22 protein-coding genes, 1 tRNA gene and 1 pseudogene are annotated in these 26,671 nt (G+C 44.7%); 16 read left to right on the top strand and 8 right to left on the bottom strand.

Annotated elements, in window-relative coordinates; genetic code table 11:
* Positions 1–424 precede the first annotated feature (424 nt).
* Together ACN6MW_RS26185 and ACN6MW_RS26190 are read right to left on the bottom strand one after the other, a co-directional pair.
* Positions 425–1,351, bottom strand: a complete 927-nt coding sequence (locus tag ACN6MW_RS26185; RefSeq protein WP_419872773.1) for a tyrosine-type recombinase/integrase — start codon at positions 1,349–1,351, stop codon at positions 425–427.
* Between the two features lie 115 nt (positions 1,352–1,466).
* A tRNA-Leu gene (locus ACN6MW_RS26190) sits at positions 1,467–1,550 on the bottom strand.
* Between the two features lie 82 nt (positions 1,551–1,632).
* On the opposite strand from ACN6MW_RS26190, the gene ACN6MW_RS26195 reads away from it, so the two are divergent.
* From ACN6MW_RS26195 to ACN6MW_RS26205, 3 genes are all read left to right on the top strand, one after another.
* The gene (locus tag ACN6MW_RS26195) at positions 1,633–2,232 is read left to right on the top strand and encodes a xanthine phosphoribosyltransferase (RefSeq protein ID WP_419872774.1); all 600 of its coding nucleotides are present in this window, start codon (positions 1,633–1,635) and stop codon (positions 2,230–2,232) included.
* 121 nt (positions 2,233–2,353) lie between these two features.
* Positions 2,354–2,752, top strand: coding sequence for an Rrf2 family transcriptional regulator (locus ACN6MW_RS26200; protein WP_419876453.1), 399 nt, complete (start codon positions 2,354–2,356; stop codon positions 2,750–2,752).
* Positions 2,753–2,862: 110 nt separating this feature from the next.
* On the top strand, positions 2,863–3,762 hold the full coding sequence (locus tag ACN6MW_RS26205; RefSeq protein ID WP_419872775.1) for a divergent polysaccharide deacetylase family protein: 900 nt from the start codon (positions 2,863–2,865) through the stop codon (positions 3,760–3,762).
* Here ACN6MW_RS26205 and ACN6MW_RS26210 read toward each other — a convergent pair.
* Entirely contained in the window at positions 3,727–4,428 is a 702-nt protein-coding gene (locus ACN6MW_RS26210; protein ID WP_419872776.1) for an N-acetylmuramoyl-L-alanine amidase family protein, read from the bottom strand. The two genes, ACN6MW_RS26205 and ACN6MW_RS26210, sit on opposite strands and share 36 nt — an antisense overlap.
* A gap of 136 nt (positions 4,429–4,564) precedes the next feature.
* Between ACN6MW_RS26210 and ACN6MW_RS26215 the strand changes: the two genes are divergently transcribed.
* The gene (locus ACN6MW_RS26215) at positions 4,565–4,759 is read left to right on the top strand and encodes a YqzE family protein (RefSeq protein WP_364141362.1); all 195 of its coding nucleotides are present in this window, start codon (positions 4,565–4,567) and stop codon (positions 4,757–4,759) included.
* On the opposite strand, the gene ACN6MW_RS26220 is transcribed toward ACN6MW_RS26215, so the two are convergent.
* The 3 genes from ACN6MW_RS26220 to ACN6MW_RS26230 form a co-directional block, all read right to left on the bottom strand.
* Positions 4,750–5,646, bottom strand: a complete 897-nt coding sequence (locus ACN6MW_RS26220; RefSeq protein ID WP_419872777.1) for a hypothetical protein — start codon at positions 5,644–5,646, stop codon at positions 4,750–4,752. The two genes, ACN6MW_RS26215 and ACN6MW_RS26220, sit on opposite strands and share 10 nt — an antisense overlap.
* A 121-nt stretch (positions 5,647–5,767) precedes the next feature.
* Positions 5,768–6,727, bottom strand: coding sequence for a YqhG family protein (locus tag ACN6MW_RS26225; protein WP_419872778.1), 960 nt, complete (start codon positions 6,725–6,727; stop codon positions 5,768–5,770).
* Positions 6,724–8,547, bottom strand: a complete 1,824-nt coding sequence (locus ACN6MW_RS26230) for a DEAD/DEAH box helicase (protein ID WP_419872779.1) — start codon at positions 8,545–8,547, stop codon at positions 6,724–6,726. The genes ACN6MW_RS26225 and ACN6MW_RS26230 overlap by 4 nt, the downstream gene beginning before the upstream one ends.
* A gap of 278 nt (positions 8,548–8,825) precedes the next feature.
* Between ACN6MW_RS26230 and ACN6MW_RS26235 the strand changes: the two genes are divergently transcribed.
* From ACN6MW_RS26235 to ACN6MW_RS26250, 4 genes are all read left to right on the top strand, one after another.
* Complete coding sequence (locus ACN6MW_RS26235) at positions 8,826–11,417, top strand: adenosylcobalamin-dependent ribonucleoside-diphosphate reductase (protein ID WP_419872780.1); 2,592 nt, start codon at positions 8,826–8,828, stop codon at positions 11,415–11,417.
* Between the two features lie 905 nt (positions 11,418–12,322).
* The gene (locus ACN6MW_RS26240) at positions 12,323–13,081 is read left to right on the top strand and encodes a carboxymuconolactone decarboxylase family protein (protein WP_419872781.1); all 759 of its coding nucleotides are present in this window, start codon (positions 12,323–12,325) and stop codon (positions 13,079–13,081) included.
* A gap of 109 nt (positions 13,082–13,190) precedes the next feature.
* On the top strand, positions 13,191–13,586 hold the full coding sequence (locus ACN6MW_RS26245) for a cupin domain-containing protein (RefSeq protein ID WP_419876454.1): 396 nt from the start codon (positions 13,191–13,193) through the stop codon (positions 13,584–13,586).
* Between the two features lie 141 nt (positions 13,587–13,727).
* Complete coding sequence (locus tag ACN6MW_RS26250; protein WP_419872782.1) at positions 13,728–14,762, top strand: zinc-binding dehydrogenase; 1,035 nt, start codon at positions 13,728–13,730, stop codon at positions 14,760–14,762.
* Between the two features lie 441 nt (positions 14,763–15,203).
* On the opposite strand, the gene ACN6MW_RS26255 is transcribed toward ACN6MW_RS26250, so the two are convergent.
* Positions 15,204–16,082 (bottom strand): AraC family transcriptional regulator, encoded by an 879-nt coding sequence (locus tag ACN6MW_RS26255; protein WP_419872783.1) that lies wholly within the window; start codon positions 16,080–16,082, stop codon positions 15,204–15,206.
* Between the two features lie 998 nt (positions 16,083–17,080).
* On the opposite strand from ACN6MW_RS26255, the gene ACN6MW_RS26260 reads away from it, so the two are divergent.
* The 3 genes and pseudogenes from ACN6MW_RS26260 to ACN6MW_RS26270 all read left to right on the top strand — a co-directional run bounded on the left by ACN6MW_RS26260 (position 17,081) and on the right by ACN6MW_RS26270 (position 19,991).
* Positions 17,081–18,214, top strand: coding sequence for an NADH-dependent flavin oxidoreductase (locus ACN6MW_RS26260; protein ID WP_419872784.1), 1,134 nt, complete (start codon positions 17,081–17,083; stop codon positions 18,212–18,214).
* A gap of 125 nt (positions 18,215–18,339) precedes the next feature.
* Positions 18,340–18,597: pseudogene (locus tag ACN6MW_RS26265) on the top strand (aldo/keto reductase); the annotation flags it as partial.
* Positions 18,598–18,857: 260 nt separating this feature from the next.
* Positions 18,858–19,991, top strand: a complete 1,134-nt coding sequence (locus ACN6MW_RS26270) for a serine hydrolase domain-containing protein (protein ID WP_419872785.1) — start codon at positions 18,858–18,860, stop codon at positions 19,989–19,991.
* A 258-nt stretch (positions 19,992–20,249) separates the two neighbouring features.
* On the opposite strand, the gene ACN6MW_RS26275 is transcribed toward ACN6MW_RS26270, so the two are convergent.
* On the bottom strand, positions 20,250–21,740 hold the full coding sequence (locus ACN6MW_RS26275; RefSeq protein WP_419872786.1) for a glycoside hydrolase family 43 protein: 1,491 nt from the start codon (positions 21,738–21,740) through the stop codon (positions 20,250–20,252).
* A 175-nt stretch (positions 21,741–21,915) separates the two neighbouring features.
* On the opposite strand from ACN6MW_RS26275, the gene ACN6MW_RS26280 reads away from it, so the two are divergent.
* From ACN6MW_RS26280 to ACN6MW_RS26300, 5 genes are all read left to right on the top strand, one after another.
* On the top strand, positions 21,916–22,827 hold the full coding sequence (locus ACN6MW_RS26280; RefSeq protein ID WP_419872787.1) for an ArsR/SmtB family transcription factor: 912 nt from the start codon (positions 21,916–21,918) through the stop codon (positions 22,825–22,827).
* 339 nt (positions 22,828–23,166) lie between these two features.
* Complete coding sequence (locus ACN6MW_RS26285; RefSeq protein WP_419872788.1) at positions 23,167–24,330, top strand: alpha/beta hydrolase; 1,164 nt, start codon at positions 23,167–23,169, stop codon at positions 24,328–24,330.
* A gap of 128 nt (positions 24,331–24,458) precedes the next feature.
* Positions 24,459–25,100 carry an NAD(P)H-binding protein gene (locus tag ACN6MW_RS26290; RefSeq protein ID WP_419872789.1) on the top strand — a complete coding sequence of 214 codons (642 nt, stop codon included), beginning with the start codon at positions 24,459–24,461 and terminating at the stop codon, positions 25,098–25,100.
* A gap of 323 nt (positions 25,101–25,423) precedes the next feature.
* Positions 25,424–25,777 (top strand): CidA/LrgA family protein, encoded by a 354-nt coding sequence (locus ACN6MW_RS26295; protein ID WP_419872790.1) that lies wholly within the window; start codon positions 25,424–25,426, stop codon positions 25,775–25,777.
* Positions 25,770–26,456: an LrgB family protein gene (locus ACN6MW_RS26300; RefSeq protein WP_419872791.1), complete on the top strand. Its 687-nt coding sequence runs from the start codon at positions 25,770–25,772 to the stop codon at positions 26,454–26,456. Before ACN6MW_RS26295 ends, ACN6MW_RS26300 begins: the two co-directional genes overlap by 8 nt.
* Positions 26,457–26,671: the final 215 nt, after the last annotated feature.

Here is a 26,671-nt window from a genome sequence, read left to right on the forward strand (position 1 = left end):
GAAATTATGGAGTGTTAAGAATCAAAGGATATTAACAATGGGTAAAAAGAATTTAACCTATAATTTTTCATCATCAAATCCGAATTTTAATTAGTAACAGGAGCGGGCGATTCTGGTGTGCTTTGACGCTTTCCAGTTTAGGTCTGTGGCGTTCTGATGAGGTTTGTATGGAAATGCTTGCTGATGCGATAGGATTGCGTTAAGCGATACATGAAGGCGCATAAAGAAAAACAGCACTTAGTCCTTTGACTAGGTGCTGTTTTTGGTGTGAGTGATAATTATTTGATAATATCTACTAAGACACGGCAGTACAAATGAACTTCATCTAATTTCAGCATTGAACTATGTCAGAAATCGACTTTAATAGTGTTGCCCTTGATACTCTGCTTTGTAAATCTATTGTCTTAATGATGAGATTCATGCATCATATGTCAATATTAGACAAAGGATTAAACTTGTTATTTATTTCTGCCAATGCTGTACCCCACAAACTTAAATATTTCTCAGTCATTTTAATATCAGTATGTCGAAGCATCTTTTGCAATGTAAATACGTCACAGCCATTCATAAGCATCATATGAGCGAAGGTATGCCGAAAGGTATGTGCAGAAATTCGCACCTTGTCATTAAACAGCATAGATGCTTTTAACCGTTTAAAAATGGACTTTGTTGCATCAGGTGTCATTTGCATCTTTGAACGCGCCGAAACAAATAAATAATCTGGCATCGTCTTATAGTGTTGCTGGCAAAATAATTTATATTCAGAAAGTTCGAGCACAAGTCGATTGGTCATGGGAATACTGCTTAATTCTCTTTTCTTACCAAATACAGTTACTATACGATTAGTTAAATCAACATCAGACCATTTCAAATTGATCAACTCACCTAAACGTACACCTGTTCCAAGTAATACTAGAATAATCACATAATCACGATAAGCAATATAGGATTTATCATAGTTCTTGATTCGAGAGTAATGTGTAAGCATGGTTTTGATTTGATTGTCCGTGAAGGCTTCTATTTTAATCTGTTCTTTAACATAGTGCATCTTTGCTAAAGGACTTTTTGTGATTTCTTCATCTTCGAGGTAATTAAAAAATGCTTTGATTGACCGTAACTTGGTATTACGAGTTGTCGGATTATTATTCCGTTCCTTTTGGCAATAGACAAGATACTGCTTCACAAAAGATTGTGTAATATCCTCGACGTTAATCATTTCTTGTGATACACAATAAGCATGAAACGTGTTCAGTTCCATTTGGTACGCTTTAATCGTGTTGATGGATAAATTTTTATATTCCCTATCTCCAATAAAATTCTGAATTGCAAATTTAAGCAACAAAAAAACCACTCCCTATCATGAATTTAGTGTCATGATAATTAAGTGGTTTGAATTTACAAAATGGGGTCTAATATTGACCACTAGATTAAATATCGTCTAGAATAGTCATAAATGCTAATAAGGATGCGGTCGAGAGGACTCGAACCTCCACGGCTGTTACACCACTAGAACCTGAATCTAGCGCGTCTGCCAATTCCGCCACGACCGCATAACTTGTTTCAACAAAAAGCATCTTATCATAAAGAAGATGGAATTGTCAATATTATTTTAGAAAAATGGAGGAAGCTGCTGTGAAGCAATTAGAACAAAAGATTTTAGAGGAAGGCATTGTATTAAATGAGAATGTACTGAAGGTAGATTCTTTTCTAAATCATCAGGTTGATCCGCAGCTTATGTTCAGCATGGGCCAAGCCTTTGCGGCATTCTTTGAGGGGAAAGGAATCACGAAGGTGATCACGCTGGAATCATCGGGGATCGCGCCTGCAGTCATGACCGCTCTGCAAATGAATGTGCCTCTCCTATTCGCGCGAAAGCGTAAGTCTTTAACGCTTAAGGATGATTTGTACACGGAAAAAATATACTCCTTCACGAAACAGGAAGAGAGTGAGGTCACGGTGTCGCGCAAGTTTTTGGAAGCGAAGGACCGTGTGTTGATTATCGATGACTTTCTCGCAAATGGCGATGCGGCGTTAGGATTAGCTCGAATTGCAGAGCAAGCGGGTGCTTCCGTCGCCGGTATCGGCATCGTAATCGAGAAGGCTTTCCAGCCAGGTAGGAATAAGCTGATCGAGCTTGGTTATCTTGTCCATTCTTTGGCAAGAGTTGCCTCATTAACAGGCGGAAAAGTAACTTTTGCCCCGGATTTGTCTGGCGCAGACAGCAGCAACTGAGATTGACAATTCCAACAGCATGTAACTATAATGCTTACATGATGGACATTACGGAAAATGGAATTCATGACAGGCGGTGATCGCGTTGACTAGCAATAGGTTTGCGGTAGCGGTTCATATTATGACGTTACTCGAGACGAGTAAGGCAGCAAGATTGACTTCAGACATTATCGCTGGCAGCGTGAATACTAATCCTGTCGTCATTCGGCGTATCATAGGTTCATTGAATAAAGCGGGTCTAGTAACAACAAGCGCCGGCATTGCGGGAGCCGTGATAACAAGGCCGGCAGGCGAGATTACGCTTTTGGATATTTATAATGCTGTCAACAACAATGGGCAAGATGAGCTTTTTGCCATTCATGAGAAACCGAATCCGGCATGCACGGTTGGCCGCCATATTCAATCTTCTCTAGAAACCGCCTTTCATGAAGCGCAGAAGGCGATGGAAAACCAGCTGGCGAGCATCACGCTTGAGCAAATTACACAGGATGTCCTAAGCAAGACGGATGGATTAAAATGATAAGACCCAGAGGCCCCGCTAAGGCCTCTTTTTTATACGCTGTAAGTTTCAGCATATTTTCCAGCTTGTACACAAACACTAATCCTAAAAGATGAGAGGCGTGTGCGGCAATGAGCAGACAGATTAACGAATTAGAAGAAAGATCAAGATTGGCTATACATAATAAGAGATGCTTCCCCTTAAGGAGAACGGCTGCTGTTGTATTTATTGGCATAATAATGGCGGTTGGAGATCCGAGCACTTATGCAGTCTCAGCGGAAAATGCGGCAATCCGAGTACCTGACGCGGGAGTCAACGAAGAACGGCGAACGGTCGCTGTAGTGATTGATGATTTCGGAAATGGCATGAACGGAACAGCGGAAATGATGGAGCTTCCGATTAAAATTACGGCAGCGATTATGCCGTTTATGCCGACGACAAAGCAAGACGCAGAAGAAGCGCATAAACATGGGCATGATGTCATTGTTCATATGCCGATGGAGCCGAAAAAGGGTCTAAAGAGTTGGCTGGGTCCAGGCGCCCTAACGACGGATCTCAGCGATGATGAGGTGCGGAAACGGGTTGAGGCTGCTATAGATGATGTGCCTCATGCCATCGGTATGAATAATCATATGGGCTCGAAGGTGACAGCTGACGAGAGGATGATGCGCATCGTGCTCGGCGTATGCAAGGAACGGGGCCTCTTTTTTCTCGATAGCCGTACAACCTACAAGACGGTAGTGCCAAAAATCGCAGCGGAGCTCGGCGTCCCGTTTGTTTCCAACGATGTGTTCCTGGATGATGTGTATACCGTACAGCATATCTCAAAGCAAATCAGCGTTCTTCGCAAGCATCTTGAGTCGCACGAGAGCTGCATTACGATCGGACATGTCGGACCGCCAGGGAAATTCACGGCATCGGTCCTCCAACAATCCATACCCGTCATGCAGCCAAACGTACGCTTTGTTAAGCTGACCGACTTAATTAGCGGCGGGTTAGTGAACGATCCACTTATACTGCCTAATTCCTGACGCAATCGCCTCGGCAACCTCCATTTGGCGCTTGGGGTCTGTCAGCATCGTACGGTCATGTTCGCTGCTGATAAAACCCATTTCGACGATGACGGCAGGCTCCTCAATGCGTTTGAGCAAATAAAACGGCTTTCCTTCCCTCGGGAGGAAGGCCGTATTTTGCTGTCGATTCAGCGCATCCTGAATGCAAAATGCAAGCAAGGAGCTTTCACCGCTATTCTGATGCAATACGAGAGGGCCTTTCTTCGAGCTTTTTTTCGACCAATTCACATGCAGGCTTACGAGCAGCTCACTGTCAATTTCCTGGGTAAGCTGCCGCCGCTGCGACAAATCCTTGCGATGCCTGGAACGCGTAATATGCCAGCGGTTATCATCGCTTAAAGCGTAATCTCCCGTGCGGTTTAGCACAGCGGGGATGTTTTGGCTTCGTAATATAAAGTACAGCTTCCGAGCTACTGCTAAATTAATGTCTTTCTCCAAAATTTCGGCTGCCGAAGCCCCTCCGTCAATGCCTCCGTGACCGGCGTCAATAATGACGACGGTAGTTGGCAGCGCCCAATCCTGCTTGGAGCCTGCCGGAATTAACGGCCATGCAAAAGCGCCGATCGGCTGGCTGACCGCAGCGAGCCATAATGCGAGAAAGCTCATTATTATTTTACGGAACATACGAGTAACTCCTCCAGATCACTTTGACATACGGTTAGATTGTCTTTTAGATGGATAACTCATGCATGTTTACATTCGATCACTGCAGGGCAAACTGAATTTATCATTTCATAAGGAGTTAAGGGGGAGCATTCAAATGGCTAAAGGCGATGAGTACGTGAAGTTCGTAACGGAGAAATTCGTGACTTATATGGAAACGCCGAGAGAAGAGAGAAAACAATCAAGAACGTCAGCCAAAGCGCGGAGAGAGCCTTGGCTGACGCGGTGGTTCGGTTGGGGGCCGATGAGCATTATGCTTTGGTGGCGGGGACGCGCGCAGCGTCAACGGTAAAAGCGGCCAAGTTCAATTAGCAGCGGGACCGGAATGTAACGGCGGTCTAAACCATCCTCGCCAGCTTCAAGAGCGACATAGAGCTGGCCGCTGTCCCATTTGTTATATCCGACAACGGACCAAACATATAGCATTTGTCCATCGAACAGCTCAGCGGTATACCGGAGCTGTTCTTTGTTGTTTATTTTTGCAAATAGGGAATTATAAGAGGATGCGTTTAATGATATCGGCCGATCCGTTAACCATGGAAGCTTATCATAGGCATTAAATGAGGGCAAAGACACTTGCTTTAGAAGTGCTGCATTGGCTCCGATTTGCATACGCCCTTGATTAACCGGTTTTTGTGATTCGGCAGCCAACCAATCGTTTTCCCCGATAGGAAGGCTTTCGCCGCTGGCAGCATCGGTATAATAGGTTTCCTTCTCAGATGCCACCTTCCAGGCTGCGAGCAGAGGATTCACGTATAAAGCTTCGATGCTGGATGCGGGATGAAGCAGTTCGAGCTGCTGGACGGATTTGGAAAGCGTGCCTTCATTAAATGGCGGGCTGCTGCTTGTCCCATACTCGCCGAGCTGGTAACCGCCAGTCTCTACGGCGTTGATGATGAGGTAGCCGACCGTAAGTTTATTTTGCTTAACGAGCACTAACCAGCTATGCGTACCTGGCCCGATCGGGGAAACGACAAGCGAAGCTTGTTTCCAAGCATGGAATGAAGGCTGGGACGCCAGTTCCGCTGCCCATTGCTCGGCTTGTTGTTGCACAGGCTCATAGATGGCTGACGGATTCGTAAGCGCGGATGCAGGCTGTGATTGCAAACTGCCGGAATATAGGACAATAGCGGTTAATACGCATGCCGCTGTCAGTTTAATGAATTTTTTTCGCATCATTTATCACCTCGTTGCTATTGTATCGGACATGCTTTGAGAAGGCTGTTATAACCTGTCACGTAATGGCGGTCTTTCGACCGCCTTTTTTTGACGTATTGCTGCGGAAATCGTCTAATCCATGTCAGTCGATGCCTTCCAGATGAAAGATACCGCAGTTAATGGCGGACGCAGTCACCCGAGGCTCGTATTGCCATTTTATTTCTGATTTCCGCTGCTCGAATTGCTCCTCGATTGCCGGCTTATTGTCTTCTAGGGCATTGTGAATTAGCGGTTCATAATAACCGCTTATTCGCTCAAGCTCCTCTTTAAGTCTTGCGGAAGCACTCTCAGCCCAGCCGTAGTCATAGGTACGAAGCTTGCGTTCGAGTGCTTGCTCCACGATGCCGAGCGCTTTATTGAAGGTGATGCCGTTCTTGGTAATATGAATATTAGCGGGCAGCCTTGGTGAAAGTTTATGGGTGAGCAAACGGTCATAAAACTGCTCAACGCATTGTCCTGTCGCCAGCGAAATGCCGAAGCAATGGATTTCTTCGCGTTTGCGGTCGCATGCGAATTCAACGCGCATATTGACGCCGAGCCACGCGGTATACGGTGTGGACGAAAAGGGATTGCTGCTTCGTTTATCAGGCTCTTGAAATAAATAAACGAAGCTTCCTTTCGATTTCGCCGCGTCGAACAGCATGTCGAGCTTACGGGCGCCAAAAAATAAGTCCTCGCGGGGTACCCGGGCAGGAGCGGCGAGATTGCCGTGCACGAAGCCGAGTGAGCGTCCAAGAGCGGCATTCGCTGCCGCATTTTGAGCGTCTTCCGCGGTATTCTGCTGGATGGCTGCCGCTTCGGCTTTTTTGGTTTCCTCGGCAGCGTCATATTTGTTTTTGTCCGTCACGAACAAGAAGGTCATCGTCTCCGGTTCGGCGTTAACCCGGTCTACGAAGCTCCAGTAATACGGGCGGTTCGTCAGCTCGCGGTCGGCGAGAGGAGAGAGCTTGACCGTAAAGTGGCTGGGCGATTTTTCCAAAATGGAACATTCTGTCGCCTCTAAATATCGATTGACGAATTTGTGCACCTGTTTCTCGTTCAAGGCTGCACCTCCACGGATTGTCCAAGCGTATCCAGATTAATGAGCAGATCGGGGCTGGCGGGAAAGGGGTTTTCGCCAATCTTTACCTCTTCTCTGATCCGGCTGAGCGAGGAGCCCAAATGATTGATTTTCTGCTTCAAATCCGACTCATTGCCTGATTCAAGCAGCATTTTGGCCAGCCGCTGCTCCAAGGAGCCGTCCCCTTTCTCGAAGCGTTCCAAAATATGATCAAGCTCTCCAATGACCAGCTCGAACAGATTAATTTTTTCATGTAATAGATTTACGATATGCTCTTCGATGGTGCCGATGGTGCATAGATTGTAAATTTTCACGTCTTCCTTTTGTCCAAGGCGATGCACGCGCCCTATGCGCTGCTCTACTCTCATCGGATTCCAGGGGAGATCGAAGTTAATCATATGGTGGCAAAATTGAAGATTAATGCCTTCGCCGCCTGCTTCCGTAGCGATCAGGATTTGTGCGCGGCCGCGGAATAAATCCATCATCCAGTCCTTTTTGCCGCGGTTCATGCCGCCCCGGTATGGTACTGCGATCATGTTTTGCGCGCGGAAAAACTGGAGCAGATACTCCTGGGTAGCCCGGTACTCCGTGAAGATGATGACCTTGTCATCCATTTCTTTGACAAGCTCCATCGCTTTTTCTGCTTTCGTATTTGCTTTGATATTGCGAATTTTCTCGACGAGCTCCCAGATTTTCGGACGCATAGGAGAGTCCTCGGAAGTTTTCTTGAACAGATTGACGAGAGTCAAAAAAACGGCATCCCGGCTGCTGCAGACTTCGCGCTGCAGTGTAACGAGGGAGAGCATGCTGGTTAAATCCCCGCCGCTTTCGTCGTATCGTTCCTTCACAAAGCCGGTCACCGCGTCATAGAGCGCTTTCTCTTCTTCGGATAAGGTGAGCGGGATATTTTTGACAAAACGTTTCGTGAAATGGATGCCTCCGTCACCGCGGCGATTGCGGATCATCACGCCGGAAAGCGCCTCCTGAAGCTGATCTTCATTTTTCGGCACGCGCTTATCGACGACGAAATTAGCTGCAAAGTCGCTTAAGCCGCCAAGCTGTCCGGGCTTTAGCAGCGTGATTAGGTTGAACAGCTCATCCATATCGTTTTGAATCGGCGTAGCCGTGAGCAGCAAACAGTACTTTTTGCGCAAGAGATTGGCGAACTGATAGTTCGTCGTTTTCTTGTTTTTCAGTTTATGAGCCTCGTCAATAATGATGAGGTCGTAGTCGGTACCGAGTACAAGCTCGCGGTGCGGCTCTCTCTTAGCGGTATCGATTGAAGCTACTACCACATCATAGCCCCAGGTATGCTCTTTTTTCTGGGCCACGGCGGAAATGCCGAACTTTTGATTAAGCTCGCGCACCCATTGCAAAACAAGCGAGGCTGGAACGAGAATCAAAACTCGTTTCGCTAAACCGCGAACAATATATTCTTTGAGTACGAGCCCGGCTTCTATCGTTTTGCCAAGGCCAACCTCATCGGCAAGAATCGCGCGTCCGCCCATTTCGTGAACAACTTTGCGCGCCGTGCTGATTTGATGCGGCATCGGCTCAAAGGATGGCAGCGAGCGCAGACACAGCAGCTGCTCGAAGCTTTCGATTCGTTTTGCCTGTTCTGCCTCCATCGTGAGCTGATATAACGTCCAATCATCCCATGGGCCGCCCCGCGTTGTGCGGTTTTGCAGCTCTTCAAACCAAGAACGGTCACATTGCAGGTCGACAAGTGGATGAAGCTTACGCGTTGCGATCGCGTTTCCCGCTTCGGCTGAGGCAGCCTGCGGCGTTGTCTGGAATGTCATCTGGTGCAGCTCCTTCCGCGGTAAAAGGGATAAGTTGTAATCAGTATTGCCTTTTCATTCAATATTAATAAGATGCTGGTTAAAAAAGAGGATGGACAAGAAAAAGAATGATAATAGGCATGTAAGCGGCTGGGATTGTTGTTTTCAGCCATATACAAGCCTGAAAATCAATATGTGGTATAGTATAATCATTTTATCACACAATATATTGTGCTATATGCATATCATAACTATACATATGCTTGCAGCGCGGTAGTTCGAAGGAGGAAGAGGCTACGATGAAGACGTCTGATGGAAAGAAGCTTGAGGGGTTAAGCGAGAAAATATTTTTGGACCGCTACGCTTGGAAAAATGCGGACACAAGCAAATCGAAAGTAGGGGATATCGTACTCGTTCTGACCAAGGATGACCCGAAGTTCCCGGTGAAAGAAGTCGGGGAAATCATTGCGCGTGAAGGAGAGACAGTAACGGTAAAGCTTAGAAGCGGGGAACAAGTAAAATCTAGCATCGAGAAGCTGACGCTTACGATTGAGAAGACTCCTGAGGAAATGTGGGATCGGCTGGCCGGTGCGATGGCCTCGGTTGAGGTTGAGCCGGAGAAGCAGCGGGAATGGCAGGAGAAATTCAGATATATTCTAGATGATTGGAAGCTGGTCCCTGGCGGACGAATTGCAGCGGGAGCTGGAGCCAGCGAAGAGCTGACTCTCTTTAATTGCTACGTCATCCCATCGCCGAAGGACAGCCGCGGCGGGATTATGACGACACTATCTGAAATGACGGAAATCATGGCCCGCGGCGGCGGCGTAGGGATGAACCTGTCGTCACTTCGTCCGCGGCGAGCTATCGTAGCCGGGGTAAACGGTTCCTCTAGCGGCGCTGTTTCCTGGGGAGGTTTATTCAGCTACACGACGGGGTTAATCGAGCAGGGCGGCAGCCGCAGGGGTGCGCTAATGCTTATGCTGAATGATTGGCATCCGGATGTATTGGAATTCATCACCGTCAAGCAAACGATGGGCCAAGTTACGAATGCTAATTTGTCGGTTTGTTTAAGCAACGCATTCATGCAGGCGGTGAAGGACGATCAGGATTGGGAGCTTGTTTTCCCGGATACGAAGGAATCAGGCTATGACGAGCTTTGGAATGGCGATCTGGAAGAGTGGAAACGGCTTGGCAAAAAAATTATATCTTACAAAACAGTACGCGCCCGCGAGATCTGGCAAGCCATAATCGAATCCGCTTGGAAATCCGCCGAGCCTGGCGTTGTTTTCATGGAATATTACAACCAAATGTCGAACAGCTGGTATTTTAATCCGATTATTAGCACGAATCCATGCGGGGAACAAGGATTGCCGGGCTGGGGAGTATGTAATTTATCGGCGGTGAACTTATCCAAATTTTATGATGAGGAGAAGCATGACGTCGCCTGGGAGGAACTTGGCAAGGTGACGAGGTGGTCGGTACGGTTTCTGGATAATGTGATCGACAAGACCCCTTATCATTTTGAAGAAAATGAACGAAATCAAAAGCTGGAGCGGCGCATCGGGCTCGGGACGATGGGGCTGGCGGAGCTTATGATTAAGCTGGGCATTCGCTATGGAAGCGCGGAATCCTTGGTTTTTTTGGATAAGCTGTATGCATTTATGGCTCGTGAATCCTATTTGGCATCGACGGAAATTGCAGCTGAGAAAGGATCCTTCCAAGCATTTGATGCTGAGCTTTACGTTCAAAGCGGGTTTATGAAACATTTGATTGCCCAGTTTCCGGAGATTGGAGAGTCCGTTGCCAATCATGGCATGCGCAACGTGACCGTGATCACCCAGGCGCCAACCGGGAGCACGGGAACGATGGTTGGAACCTCAACCGGTATAGAGCCTTATTTTGCATTCGAATATTATCGTCAAAGCCGTTTGGGGTATGACAAACAGGATGTTCCGATCGCGGCGGCATGGAAGGAATCGCATCCAGGCGAGGAGCTTCCCGACTATTTCGTAACATCGATGAGCTTATCCGCGGAGGATCATATCCGGGTGCAGGCAACGATCCAGCGCTGGGTAGACAGCTCGATTTCCAAAACGGCGAATTGCCCTGCGGACTTTACGATAGAAGAAACAGGGCGCCTGTACGAGCTGGCATTTGAGCTGGGGTGTAAAGGGGTAACTATCTACCGGGATGGAAGCAGAGATGTGCAGGTGCTTTCAACGAAAAAGAATGAGGGACCGGAGCAGAAAGCCGGGGAAACGGCGGATGAACGACAAGCGGAAGCTTTGTCGCCGCCGGCTGTGGAAAGCCAAGATTATTTTGACGCTGATTTGGTAGAAGCGGCAGTTCCGGCGATTCAGTCGGAGCAGGTGGTCGATAAACAATATAAGCGAAGACCGCAGGTGCTTCGAGGTGCGACCTATAAGGTCAACACGCCATTTGGCATGGCCTACATCACCATTAATGACCTGAATGGAACGCCGGGCGAAATATTTTTGAACGTGGGCAAAGCGGGCTCTGACGTATTTGCGATGGCTGAAGCATTGGGCCGCGTCTGTTCATTGTTTCTGCGGTACGGCGATCACGGCAATAAAGTGAAGCTGCTAATTAAACACCTGAAAGGAATTGGGGGCTCGGGAGCGATCGGGTTTGGTGCTAATCGGGTAGAGTCCATTGCCGATGCCGTTGCCAAATCGTTAGAGCTGCATATGGATAGCGGAGAGGAACAATCTGCCGCAGCTGAGGATGTCATTCTCGCGAAGGCAGAGAGCAAAAGTTACCAAGCAGTCGAAGGCTCGTCAAGGGATTTATGCCCTTCCTGCGGTTCTGCTTCCCTAATAAATATTGAGGGCTGTAAGCAGTGCGTGAACTGTGGATACAGTAAGTGCTAGATGCAATTTTGTGCGTAATAGAGGGCGAAAGACTATGCTTTCACCAAACCCGGCACATATTTCCCCGTATTGCGCGCGGCGTCAAACAGAGAAGGAAATGGTAGTGACCCCTATACGAAGTTCTGAATCTTTGCCGTGTGCGGGTCGTAGTCAAATAAACAGGCATCATTCACAAAAATAGTATCAAGCTAAGACCTGCTAATGAAACTAGCAGGTCTTTATTCTTTTCCGAACCGATATTCGTAAGACGTAAACGAAGTCGTGAAGCTGTCATATCCTATGTCTCATATGTGGTAGACCAGTACAAGTAAAATAGGATTAATACATACGAGGGAGGAATAATGATACGTAATTTAAAAAAAACGAAAATACAGCCGCGGAGAGAATGATAGGAGAATTTTTCACCAAAAATCGTTGATGAATTGACCGAAAATAGATGTTCATTAATTTATCAACACAAATGTATGGAATGAAATGAGTTTAATCATACTTAGTTGGATGGCTATCCTTCATAAGCTTTTTCAATAAAATCAAAGAAGATAATCGACAATTCCAAAAATTATATTCATTAATGTACAAATCCCTTTATATTGACAATAGTCAAAAAACAAGAATCCATTATAATAATAGACGTGAGTACATTAAAATAAAAACAGGATGAGACACAAATCCCGTCCTGATCTATCATTTTATACAGAAAGGGATGTTGTAATATGTGTAACAGCCACAAAGACATCACTACTTCAGTGCTTAGTGTTCCAGCGAAAAAAACACCTTCTGAACAAACTACAATAGAACAAAGAGCATTGCGACCAGCGTGGTATCGAAATAATCTAGGCATTTATAATGAAGTACTCGGCAAAATCGGAGAATGGAATAAGCGATTCAAGTAGGAGGAGAAAACCATGAGAATTACGGAAGCAGCCAAAAAGTATCACGAAAAAATGTTTCCAGGCTACGAATCCAAGTTCCTGGAAACAGATCCGGAGTTTATTGAACGATTCGATAACTTTGCTTTTGATGAAGTCGTGAATCAGGACGATTTGGATGAACGGGCTCGTATGATGGCCATTCTGTCCGTACTAATTGGCTGTCAAGGTATCGATGAGTTTAAAGCTATGCTTCCAGCATCACTCAACTTTGGCGTTACTCCTGTGGAAGCCAAAGAAATTGTCTATCAGTCCGTACCTTATTTAGGCATTGGAAGAGTATTTCCTTTTCTGCATGCAGTGAATGAGGTATTGACTGCACGAGGTGTTGAACTGCCTTTACCAGGACAGGCAACTACAACTACGGAAAACCGTTTGGAAGCAGGGATTCAGGCACAGGTGGACATTTTTGGTGAAAGCATGCAGGATTTCTGGAAGTCAGGACCGGAAGAGAGCCGGCACATCAATCACTGGCTGGCAGATAACTGCTTTGGAGATTACTATACCCGCAAAGGGCTCGACTACAAACAAAGAGAGATGATTACCTTCTGCTTTCTTTTGGCCCAGGGTGGATGTGAACCTCAGTTGACTAGCCATGCTGCTGCCAATATGAGGCTAGGGAACGATAAGTTGTTTCTAATTAAAGTCATTTCTCAATGCCTGCCTTTCATAGGTTATCCGCGCAGTTTGAATGCTCTCCGGTGTATAAATGAAGCAGCGGCGAAATCGGAATAAGAAAGGGATATGTTGCCGACTACGAGACGCAAAATGAACTGGCAGCTTCTACTGACTTTTCTGTGAGAGAATAAGCATTATTAAATAACATTGAAAGTAGGAATCAATGATGGAAAATGAACAACTTCGCAATAGCACCATTTTTCCTTTAGGGGAAAAAGTAAAAGCAAACTTTACGGGAGACGCCTACCTGCAAATGGTGTTTACAGATCCAATGCCTTTGAATACCGCAATCGGAAATGTAACCTTTGCTCCAGGGTCCCGCAATAACTGGCACGCTCATCAGGTGGGACAAGTTCTGTTAGTCACCGGCGGGAAAGGCTGGTATCAAGAAGAAGGTAAAGCCGCGCGAATGCTCAAAACGGGTGATGTGGTCAATATTCCACCTAACGTGAAACATTGGCATGGTGCAACAAAAGAAAGCTGGTTTGTACACCTGGCCATGACTCCAGGAGAAACAGAATGGTTTGAAGCGGTCCCAGATGAATGGTTTGATCAACTGTAGAGATTAACCCAGCGGATCTTTAGATCCAATGCTTATCTTATAAAATAAACAATAAAATTTCTAATGCAGGATATGAAAAAGCTAAATCATCCATTGAGGATTATATGTAAAGCATTTTTAAAGAAAAGGCGGAGAATAGATATGAAAGCAAATATGATGTATGCTGCTGGTGATGTTCGCGTTGAAGAAGTACCCGTACCGAAATTGCAAAAACCTACGGATGCCATTTTGAAAGTGGTTGCTGCCTGCATTTGCGGAAGCGATCTGCATCCTTATCACAACATGCATGCCCATGAGCATGGCGAAGGCGAAGCAATGGGGCATGAAGTGATCGGAAGGATTGAAGAAATGGGTTCAGAAGTTTCTGGATTCAAGAAAGGCGATTTGGTCGTCGTTCCTTTTGCATATGGAGATAACACATGTCCATTTTGCCAAGAAGGATTAATGACGTCTTGTGTGCATGGCGGCTTTATGAATGGCTGCCAGGCGGAATTCGTTCGATTGCCTCAAGCACAAGGTAGTATGTTCAAATTGCCTGATGAAATTGATGAAAACTCTCCTTTATTGCCGTCCCTGTTGACATTGTCTGACGTATATGGCACGGGCTATCATGCGGCGGTGATGGGAGGCGTGAATCAGAACACGACGGTAACGGTTATTGGTGATGGAGCTGTTGGTCTTCTTGCCGTTCTGTCAGCGAAGAAACTCGGCGCCAAGAAAATTATCCTTATGGGCCGCCATAAGAAGCGGACAGATCTTGGTATTGAATTCGGCGCAACAGACGTTATTCCTGAGCGCGGAGAAGAAGGCATCGCTAAAGTTCGAGAGCTGACGAATGGTGAGGGAACACATGTCGTTCTTGAATGTGTCGGGCTTATGCCTGCTTATGAGATGAGTCTTGGAGCCGTTCGGGCCGGCGGAGTTATCAGCCGTGTTGGTGTTCCGCAGTATGATGAAGCTCCCATTGGCTTTGCAAGTCTTTTCGGGCGTAATATTACGCTTACGGGAGGTCCGGCGCCAACGCGTGCATACATGGAAGAATTATTACCTGACATCCTTGAAGGTACAGTTGAACCTGGTCGTGTTTTTGACGTAACTGTTGATCTGGACGGTGTTCCAGAGGGTTATCGTGCCATGGACAACCGTGAAGCACTCAAAGTATTAATTAAACCTTAATAAATACTGCGATGTGATTGACTTTGATCTGATGACAGACGAGATCGCTGCATGAAGGCGGGCTAAAATAAATAATGCAAAATTGCAATCGATGCCGAAACATGGTTCACGAAGAAAAGGATGAAATTAAACATAACTATGCAAAACAGGCAGCGGTAACAGCTGCCTGTTTTAATGTTTAACGTGTTGTTTCTTCAGATCGTTGTTTAATAAAAGTAGGAGTGCTGTTCGTTGGCGCAGACATCGCTAGAAGATCCATATGTCTCGTGCTGTTCTCACTGGGCGAAAGGTTTAGGAGAGGTGACGTTTATATAATTTTAACTATCAGGGGCTTTTTCGAACCTGTACGGCTTCGATGAACCACATTATAAAAAACCTTGAATCATACGATTTTGTATGACCCAAGGTGTTTAATGTTGTTGAAGTTTACCTAGCTTCATGTTATGCCTTCTTTAACGTTGATGGCGGGTAACCAAATCGCTCTTTGAATACTTTAGAAAAGTGAGCTACATTCTCAAAGCCAATCGTAAAACAAATATCTGTAACGGATAAATTCGAATGAGTTAACAGTTCTTCCGCTTTGTCCAACCGACGATTGCGTATCCATTGTAGAGGAGATGTATTGTACGTGGCTTGAAACTCTCTTTTAAAAGCAGATAAACTTTTTCCAGATAAGTATGCAAGATCGCTTATTGACACAGGGTTCATGAAGTTCTCCTCAATAACTTCGGCAATACCTTTATTCGATTTGCGTTTAAGCTGTAAAAACTGAAGCAGAAACTGATTGTCTGTGTCCACTACATTGAACAACAATTCCAGCAGCTTAAGCTTTACCAGTTCATCATTTATTTTTTCAGATTCATTGAAGTAAGGCTTAAGAGACTCCAAATAGCCGACAAGACGATCATTTACGGAGTGTACACACACTGGAACAAGTTGTGCCGGATTTGATGATTTGTAATCTGCCAGTTTCATAAATTCACGGAGCACATCTTCTTTCAGGAAAAACATCATGTAGTCCAATTTATATTCAGAATCCGGATCTCCCGATTTCTCATATTCGACAACAATCGATTTTTGCAAAAGTATCATCTCATTTTTAAAAACCGTATATTCCTGATTTCCGAATCTCACCGTGTACATTCCCTCAAGGACGAAGAGAAGCAGATGATCCTCTAAAAACATGGTTCCCTTCGAACCTTGGCTATATAAGCAGGATTCAATCACAGACAATCCTTTCAATTTTAAGACACTTTGATTATACGGAGGCCTAATCAGTGCTTGAGGCGCCTTAATAATCGCACTGTTTCTTACAGACATCAATAATTCCTCCTAAATATAACTACGAAATATATTCGCCTCTTGTGACGAATATTTCTTTTTGAAAATAAAGCAAAAGTTTTGATACAACACTAATCAACTTACGTTATTGAGCCCCGCCAAATAACGTTATTACGAATCATGCTATAATCAGTTCCAAAATCGAGCCAGCATTTCGTGTTTATCTTATCTAATATTTAAGAAATTTTCATGAAGATTTGAATCCGAACAAGCTTGCTGCGATCTTCTGTTCCACATCTGTATGCCAAACTGTCTTTGATGTCGAAGTGTCAGCATGCCTCGACAAAAAAATTAAAAACTTGGGTCGCACTGAAGTTCGATTCAAGTTTTTTTGTCATGTGGTTAATTGTAGCCGTGTGCAAATGAGCGAAATGAACAAATTTATAGAGCTATGGAACAAAGTAATGGATGCGCTGGTGAAGTAAACTTACCTCAATAGCAAATCAAAATCAAGCTGAACAGAATGAAAAACAAACCTAATATGTTCCGCCCTGGCGTTGTCATTCCAATGCATGGAATGAAATCCAAAACAAAATTAGTCCAGCTTATTTATGGGCTAATGAGACCTTTATATCCTTTATTGAAGAGGTCACGTTATGTCATGACGTCGGAACAACTGGGGAAAGCCCTGATTCAAGCAGTACAAGATGGCTATATGAAAACAATTATCGAAAGTAATGAGTTGAAGACATGAACTTAAACGATCATTTGATATATAAGGTGGTGATGTTACCAAGTTGTCAAACACTCTATGAAGAAGGCGGCCTCAGAATCAATGATGGGCGTACCTAAGTTGTAGCTGCAGTAGTCTCGGAAGTCACAGGTTGGCAACACTAGGATTGGGTTACTCCGTTGACTTCTGTAAAGAATGTGAATAAGAGCATCAAATTACGACAAATTAAATACAGCCTATAAAGACCAGGTAATAACAACAATCAAGTGACTATAACTTAAAACACATGAAAGAGGTTAAAAATATGAACTCAAAATATAACAACTTACTTGAATCCTTCACATTTGAAAAAGGAATCACCCTTAGAAATCGGGTCGTTATGGCACCTATGACTACTTGGTCCAGTAATGACGATTACACGATTTCAGATGATGAAGTGAAATATTACAAAAAAAGAGTGAATGGCGTAGGTCTAGTTATAACCGGATGTACGCATGTCCAACCAAACGGTATAGGTTTTACGCATGAATTCGCAGCTTACGACGATAAATTCATTCCCAGTTTGCGGAAATTGGCGGTTGCGGCGAAAAGCGGGGGAGCACCTGCAGTCCTTCAAATTTTCCACGCAGGTAACAAAGCATTACCAGGCTTAACTCCAAATGGTGACGTGGTTAGTTCCAGCGCTTTAGAGACCGAAGCTACTGCATTTGCTCCTTCCGTTTTGCCTAGAGAACTTTCGCACGATGAAATATTGGATGTGATTCAAGCGTTTGGCGAAACAACAAGACGAGCCATTGAGGCAGGTTTTGATGGCGTTGAAATTCATGGCGCGCATGGTTTTTTACTTCAAAACTTTTTTTCCCCGTTCTTTAACCGACGTGAGGATCAATGGGGAGGCTCACTAGAAAATCGCTTGCGTTTTCCATTGGCAGTTATTCAGGAAATGAACAGTGTGATAAAAAAACATGCAACAAAACCGTTTATTTTCGGCTACAGAATATCTCCTGACGAATCGCAAGAAGACGGTCTAAGAATGAAGGATACCTATGCTTTGATTGATTGTCTGATTGATGAGGGCATAGATTATGTGCATGCTTCATTGGTTAATGCCCTTTCGTCAAAACCAGTCGATAGTCTAGATGAAAAGACATATGTTGAAGTAATTGTAGATCATGTAAACGGCAGAATCCCCGTACTGGCTGCTGGTTCTATGGTAACGCCAGATGACGTTGCAACAGCATTAGATAAGGGTTTATCCCTAGCAGCGGTTGGTCATGGGTTAATCATGAATCCAGACTGGGTAGAAAAGGTTCAGAATGGAAACGAAGCTGAAATTGTGACCGTAATTAAGACTTCAAAAGTAAGCGAGTTGGAACTTCCTGAAAAACTTTGGAATGTCATCCAAGCTTCAGGCCCATGGTTTACGATCGAAGAATAAGGCATCTTAAATGATAACGACGAGATAGGCGCGATCAACTAAATGTAACTCTCAAACGACACTGGAGACTCTTAGATAATTTACCAACCGAAGCGACTATAGTCTCCATCAAGGAGGAAATTGAAATGGAAAAACGAAATCTCGGAAAATTAGAAGTCTCGGAATTAGGATTAGGGTGCATGAGTATTAGCGGCAACTATGGCCCCCCTGCAGACAAAGACCAAGACATTAAGACCATTCGTGCAGCATATGAAAAATGCGTCACGTTCTTTGATACTGCCGAAGTTTACGGTCCATTTACAAACGAAGAGCTGGTCGGAGAAGCACTTGCGCCTTTTCGTGACAAAGTAGTTATCGCAAGCAAATTTGGTTTTAACCTTGATAACTAATTGAATGCGGCAACATATTGGAAGATTATTGCTTGAAGTATTTGCTGAAGGAGAAAACATCTGTGGGATAAAAACAACAAGAGGAAAAAATTGAAGTAATGAAAATTTTTTGAACTAGATGATTTTAGTCGGAATACCTAAACTGAGTGGTCGGGCTATTAGATAGCAACTTGATTTCCATAGGCTTAAAATTGAATTATCATCTTATTTTTTTGGAGCACTCACAAACTCTATTGTAGAAAGAATGAGTACTTATGGACTTCAAACCGCTTTCCCACTTTATAGACCGCATCACCTCTTGGCGTATCCCGTGGGCGGAAGTTCTCGTGATACATCGCAATGAAACGGTTTATCGATATCGTAACGGCTATGTAAACTTGGAAGAGATGACTCCTATCAATGACGGACAGATCATCAATATGTATTCCATGACGAAGATTCTCACGTGCACAGCGGCGTTACAACTTGTTGAGAAGGGAGCGATCCTTTTAAACGACCCGCTTTCGTTTTATCTGCCGGAATTTTTAGAGATGAGTGTACATAAAACTCTCCCTAACGGAGAAGTTGTACAGGATAAAGCAGAAAGGCAGATTTTGGTGCGCGATCTGTTTACCATGACGGCAGGCTTCTGTCACGATTTCGCAGCACCTTTCATTCAGGAAGTTAAAAACCACACCAACGGCAAAGTTCCGACTCTTATTTTCGTGAAGGCACTCGCAAAGGAGCCGCTATTGTTCGAACCGGGGACTCGGTGGAATTACAGTTTTTGTCATGACGTGCTTGCTGCTCTTGTTGAGGTTGTGGATGGGAGACGATTCAGCACCTATATAAGAGATGAAATTACTGGACCGCTAGGGTTGAAAGATACGGGTTTCGATCTCTCGAGCGAACAACAAAGACGCCTGGCGCCGCAGTATGAATATGACATAGAATTAGGTAAGCCCATTCGCAAGGACGAGAATATTGCGCGGTTCGGTTCCGAATACGAGAGCGGCGGAGCGGGTTTGTTCTCAACAGTAAACGATTATGCTATGTTTCTAAATACACTAACCAATCTGGGGACAAGTTCCAACCACATTCGTATTCTGTCACCGGCTTCTGTGGAGTTAATGCGCATGGATCATCTGACGGAGAGCACGCGTGGCGATTTCTCTTGGGAGCATATGGCTGGCTATGGCTTTGGATTGGGTGTCAGAACCCATATTACCGCTACCAAAAGCGGATCACTTAGCTCAATTGGCGAATTTGGTTGGTCCGGTGCTGCAGGTTGTCTGGCCATCATCGATCCGATCTCACAACTTACCGTCATGTATGGACAGCAGTTGCTGAACAGTCAGGAGCCTATCTTGCACCCGCGTTTGAGAAATATAATTTATTCCTGTTTATAAACTTTCATGAGGGGATAGAAATCGCAGGGCTTGTGGGTGTTATTGGCATGCTTTTCAGCTATTGGAGAATGTTATTTCCATCAAACAAACATAGAGCAACCATATTTTAGAATGTTAAAAAAGGGTTCTGGATTAATCACAATTTCAATCATTAAAGTAGTATTCAAAAAACCTTTGAGATGATCTCGACGGTTTTTTTGAATACTGAAAGGTGAGGCAAGTCTAATACTTATTTCACGAAATCTGATGCTTTAGCTTTCAAACATACTCGCACTTAAAATTAGAAAACTCAGCCAAAGAGTCATCACCATAGGCATATAGACCAATGATTACGCCAGTAAAGCCCCCGGCTACTTCCGAAGAGAGGTATTTCGTTTGTGCCGAGCCCAAGAGGATATCCTCGCCATTTACATAAGTATGGAAGCTGTATCGTTCATGACTAGCTCTAATAACCAGTGTGGCATGGTTAGCGCTTCCCAGATCCACTATATTTTCGATAGATCGGATATCGCCAATAGCAAGGCGCTCGATTACTTTATACCCGTTCTCCTCTTTGCGGATAGCCAAATCATAATGGTGATGTTCATCCATATAGATCGTGATGCCGGACTCTCCGCTCGTAAGGCTTACATCGCAAGCGATCGTAGCGCCAAAGTCAATTTGGCGAATGCCGATAAAGGTAGGTGACGCCGGAACATCGAGTGTCACCTCGGTCCCTTTCAGCGTTGCCTTGCCTTGTTCTAACCTATAATTTTCCTCAACAGGATGACGGAGGTAACACCAGTCCAGGCTCCAATCCGTGTTCTCGAATGTATAAATTTTCTTCTCCTCCTGAGTCACCATGTCGGAGATGCGATCGGTCTCGAAACTCGTTAACGTAGTGCCATTATGTCCTGCCGTAAACCAACCGTCCTCGTTAAAGGTAACCGGCGTAAGGAATACTTCACGACCAAGGTGATGATAGGTGAGCCATTGTCCAATCTGACGGAATCCCAAATGAAAGAGCCACCAATTTCCTTCGTGATCCTGAATGAGGTCGCCATGACCAACCCCCTGCAGCTCGTACCCGCCCAAATTTCGATTTGTCAGTACGGGATTCTGCAGATAGGCTTCGAACGGGCCAGAAGGGGAATCGCCCCGCGCATAAGTGACCATATGGCCATATTCGGTTCCCCCTTCAGCTGCCATCAAGTAATAACGTCCATTTATTTTATACAAATGAGGGCTTTCCAAATAACGTCCGCCTGTTCCTTGCCATACCGAATGGCTCGGTGTCAGTTTGCGACCTGTCTCTATGTCAATTTCACACTGGACGATTCCGCCAACACCGTTATCGTCTGTCCCGTTGCTCATAAAGAAAGTCTTTCCGTCCTCAAAATACAAATCCGGATCGATTCCCCCTTGATCTACATAGACCGGATCAGACCATTCCCCGTAAATATCATCGGTCCATAAATAGAAATTCTGATGAGTGGTGTCGTTGGTCGTGGTCATATAGAACCGCCTGTTGTAGTACCGAATAGTAGGAGCGAACACGCCGCCGGAACTATTTACGGTATCCAACTGAATCTGGCTTTTACGGGTTATGCAATGCCCGATTTGAGTCCAATTAATTAAATCTTTGCTTTCAAAAATAGGGACGCCCGGGAAATACTGAAAGGAACTGCAAACCAAATAATAGCTGCCATTCGCCTTGCAGATGCTTGGATCCGGATAGAATCCCTTGATGATCGGATTATTGTATTTCATTGATCCACCTCTAATTCTAAAATTCATAAATATAAGAATTCAATGTGATGAGCTAATAAGGAAATTTAACACTATCGTACAAAAACTTGCAATGGATCAGGGTTGAAGGATTGGTTTAAATTCGTTAAATTAATAAATATGTGATTTTAACAGTTGTGGTCAGGAGAATGTGATTATGATCAAAGCGAACGGAGAATTCCAATTCATGCCTTTATACGAAGCGCTTGCAAGCGAGGTCAGATGGAGAATTATGGACTTGATTGCCGACAGGGAAATGAATGTCAAGGACATTGCGGCTGCGTTAGAACTCAGTCCCTCCATTATCACCATGCACATACGAAAACTCGAGCAGGCTGAATTGATCGGTAGCCGTAGAATACGCCTAAATGGAGGGACGCATAAATTGTGTTACCTCAAAGAAAAAAACATCGAGATCGAGCTGCCAACCGCCAGCCGGACCGCAAGGATCAGAGAGCAGACGATCTCGGTGGGGCATTATACCGCTTTTGAAATCCATCCTACCTGCGGGCTTGGAACGCGTGAGAAAGAAATCGGAGTTTGGGACGACCCGCGCTACTTTCTCGATCCCGAGCGGGTTCATGCCGCCATCCTTTGGTTCGGGAAAGGCTACGTGGAGTACAAGACACCTAACTATTTGCGTTCCGATCAAACCGCTGACGCCATCGAAATTTCTATGGAAATAGCTTCTGAAGCACCAGGCTTGAGAGATCATTGGCCATCGGATATCCGGTTCGCATTTAACGGCATTTCCCTTGGTACCTGGACAAGCCCGGCTGACTTCGGAAGAGCTGCGCGTGGAAGATATACGCCGGAGTGGTGGCATCGAAATGTGAACCAATACGGGCTTTTAAAGACGATCCGTATTGACGCCATAGGAACGTTTATAGATGGAGAGCATATGTCAGACGTGACCGTATCGGAGATCAAGCTGCGTGAACCGTTCTGGACGCTTCGTTTCACGGTTGACGAGGATGCCGTTAACATAGGGGGATTAACGCTTTATGGTTCCGGATTCGGCAATCATGATCAGGATATCGTGATTCGCGTACATCTTTGTGCCAAGTAACGACTAAATTACTGCTAAGGGTCAGGTTATAAATTCACAAAAGAATTCGTTTACATGAATAGGGTTTTTACTAGTGAAAGAATTAGGCAATCAATTAAGAGAAATGTGATACCGTCTTTTTTTCTTTTTATTGCATAATTAGGCTTAGAAAGTACCTTCCAGCGTTTGCCGTCACCGAAAAATGCATTTCGCAGCCTCAAGAAGCCCAGGATGTCTGGACCAATTATTAACCCCAAAGCCGAAGAGATCGCAGGTTCTTTTGATACGGAACGACAGGCAGAAGGCTGGAGGGATAAATGAAGCGATTTTTTAAAATTCATTCATTAACAGGAGGATTTGATGAACAAAAAGTATCTAAAACTATTCTCCGCACTCCTGCTCATTACCAGCCTTATTGTGGCAGGGAGTGCATTTGCTGCCGGTAAAGGCAGGTCCGAACCACTGATCATCCGAGAGCAAGGCAGTTTCGCAGTCGGAGGAACACTAATCAAAAATCCCGGCAGCTTCGATCCCATCAAAACGACTCCTGACGGACAGACGCTCCACGGTGATCATGCTTCTGTATCCTACCAGATACCGGTGAATGCGCGCAAACTTCCTCTTGTATTCTTGCATGGCGCCGGGCAGTCCTCGAGGACCTGGGAAACCACGCCGGACGGACGCGAAGGCTTTAAAAACATTTTCTTGAAACGCGGCTACGGGACCTACTTGATCGACCAGCCACGTCGCGGCCAAGCAGGACGGAGCACTGTGCCAGGCACAATCCCAGCTACGCCAGACGAACAGCAATTTTTCAATCAGTTTCGTCTCGGCAACTGGCCTGAATTTTTCCCAGACGTACAGTTCTCACGCGACCCGGAAGCATTGAACCAATACTTCCGCCAAATGACGCCCAACACGGGCCCCTTCGATGCCGGGGTAATTTCCGATTCAGTATCCGAGCTGTTTAATAAAGTCGGGCCTGGCATTCTCGTTACCCACTCACAAGGTGGAGGCCCAGGTTGGATGACGGCAATTAAGAACCAAAATGTCCAGGCCATCGTTTCCTATGAACCAGGCAGCGGTTTCCTTTTCCCGGAAGGCGAAGTGCCTGCTCCAATGCCTAGTGCAGTTGGCACGCTTGAGGCGTCCAGCATACCTCTGTCAGATTTCGTGAAGCTCACAAAGATACCGATTGTCATCTATTATGGCGACAACATTCCGGAGCAACCTTCGGCAAATCCGGGCGAAGACGGTTGGCGCGTACGCCTGGCGATGGCGAAGCTTTGGTCAGACGCCGTGAACCGCCATGGAGGTGATGCCACTGTGGTGCATCTTCCTGAAATTGGCATTCGCGGCAATACACACTTTGCCTTTTCCGATCTGAACAATCTCGAAATCGCAGATCTCCTTTCCAACTATCTTGAGAAAAAGGGATTGGATTTGAGGCAAGATGGAAAGCGGCGTGGGAATCTTCAAGACTGGTTTGGAACGATAACAGGTCAAATTAAAAATAACGAGTAATCAGCTTGAAGGCCTGAATGCACAATGGGTGCGAAAGCCATTGTAGAAGAATAAAGGTACTGTAGCGATACAATAAGCCCCGGCACCCGCCGGGGCTTATTTGAAAATATTGTCGAGGAGCAGCTATTATGAAAATTTTGATTTTAGGTGCAGCAGGTCAAATTGGCCGCATGCTAACAAATGAATTACTCCATTTGAAGGACCATTCTATTGTTCTTTATGCAAGAAACGCTCATAAGCGATTAACTATTGTTGATAAAAGTCTGGAAATTTTTGATGGTGATTTTAAAGACAAAGCTAAACTGATCGATGCTATGAAAGATGTCGACATTATATATATTAATGACATGGGTGTTGAGCAATCAACGAAAACAATTACGGATGCCATGCATGATGCAGGAGTAAAAAGAGTAATCGCTGCCTCCGTTCTTGGAATTTATGATGAAGTCCATGGAGCTTTCGGGGAATGGAATAAACGTATGATTGGTGGAAGCAGCAGGATGCAATCCCAGATTGCATCTGCACGGATGCTTGAAAATTCGGATCTGGATTATACACTATTAAGATTAACATGGCTTTACAACCAAGCCGGTAATACGAAATATATGCTCACCCAAAAAGGAGAACCATTTAAAGGTGCACAAGTTACACGTCAAGCAGTCACTCAATTAATAATGGATATAATTGAAGAAAAAAGTGATAAATACCTTAAAGCCAGTCTAGGAGTGAGCGAACCAGATACAGATTGGGCGAAGCCATCATTTTACTAGGAAATAAAGAAGAAAAGAATGCTTAAAAAAGGGATATTTTTGAAACCTATATTTCTAAACGTTAATTGGAGCACTCAGACTGCAATTCAAAGCAAATACTCCATGATGCAAAAGATTTCTATGGAGGAATAAAGATGGGTTTTGTCGCGGGATCGATTCATCATTAGGAAAGAGGCTCTCCTCATTTAAGGAAAGCATCTTTATGTAGAGTAATATATCAAATGAGATGGGAAACATTCTGCTAGTATAGTATCTTATATAACAGTGACCAATTATAATTAATCAGTAACGATAGCTATACTAATGGATATGAGGAAATGCTTATGAGAGGTTTAGCCATTTTGCTGGGGTATACAGTATTGGGAAATTTAATTCATGCACTGCTGTCACTGCCGATCTCGGGGAATGTCATTGGGTTGGTGTTACTTGTTATTAGTCTGTTTGCAGGATGGGTTAAGCTGGCTTGGATTGAGGAGACTGCCCAATTTTTTTTGCGGCATATGATGATTTTTTTCGCACCAATAATTGTTGGAACAATGTTATTCTTTGGAGAAATTAGAGATCAGTGGATAGCTGTAACGACTACATTGATTGGGGCAACTCTTATTGTACTGATCGTCACCGCCGGTATTACGTCATGGCAGACTGGTAAAGTGAAGGACCGTACTTATGAGTGATGCATGGTTTCAACAGCCGTTATTTGGAATTACAATTACTGTGGTGTTCTACGTAGCAGCACAATTGCTTAATGGACGCTTCCGCAGGGTGAACCCCTTGTTAGTTACATCGGGAGGCATCATGGCGTTATTGTTGTTATGTGATATTCCGTATGATGACTACCGTATTGGAGGAGAAGTCATTACATTTTTCCTCGGACCTGCGACTGTAGCCCTCGCGGTCCCATTTTATAAATACTTCCGTAAGTTAAAAGGTCAGCTTTTACCTATTATTTCAGCGGTCAGCGCAGGATCTGTATGTGGTCTGCTTGCTGTGTGGGGAATTTCCAGTCTCTTTCAAGCTTCTGAACAAATCATGCTAACACTTATGCCCAAATCAGTTACAACCCCAATAGCGATTGAAATTGCCGAACTGTTAGGTGGCACGCCTGAAATGGCCGGCGTATTTGCCGTACTTACAGGACTACTGGGTAGTATGATTGGACCTACAATACTTAAATTGTGCAAGATTCGTAGCGATGAGGCGATTGGAGCGGCGATGGGAACGGCAGCACATGGTATTGGTACAGCGCGCGTTATGCATGATTCCGAGATTCAAGGTGGCATTAGTGCTTTTGCGATGGGAATGTCGAGCATACTAACGCCTCTATTTTGTATACCGTTGATATGGTGGCTATAATAAATAGAAAAATTTTAGTAATTTTCAATATGGTTGCTAATGTCAGATCCTTGATGACATTGGCAACCGTTTTTTTATTGTCATATCAATTTCTCAAGTCGAGTAAAAAGATGCATTAATCGGAATATAGAATCAAAGAATAACTTCTACATCCATAAGTTATATAATATCAAACCTAAAAAAAACAGAACAATAACCTGAATAATTAGCTATAT

This window comes from Pristimantibacillus sp. PTI5 (assembly GCF_048572955.1).
Classification (GTDB): Bacteria; Bacillota; Bacilli; order Paenibacillales; family Paenibacillaceae; genus Pristimantibacillus.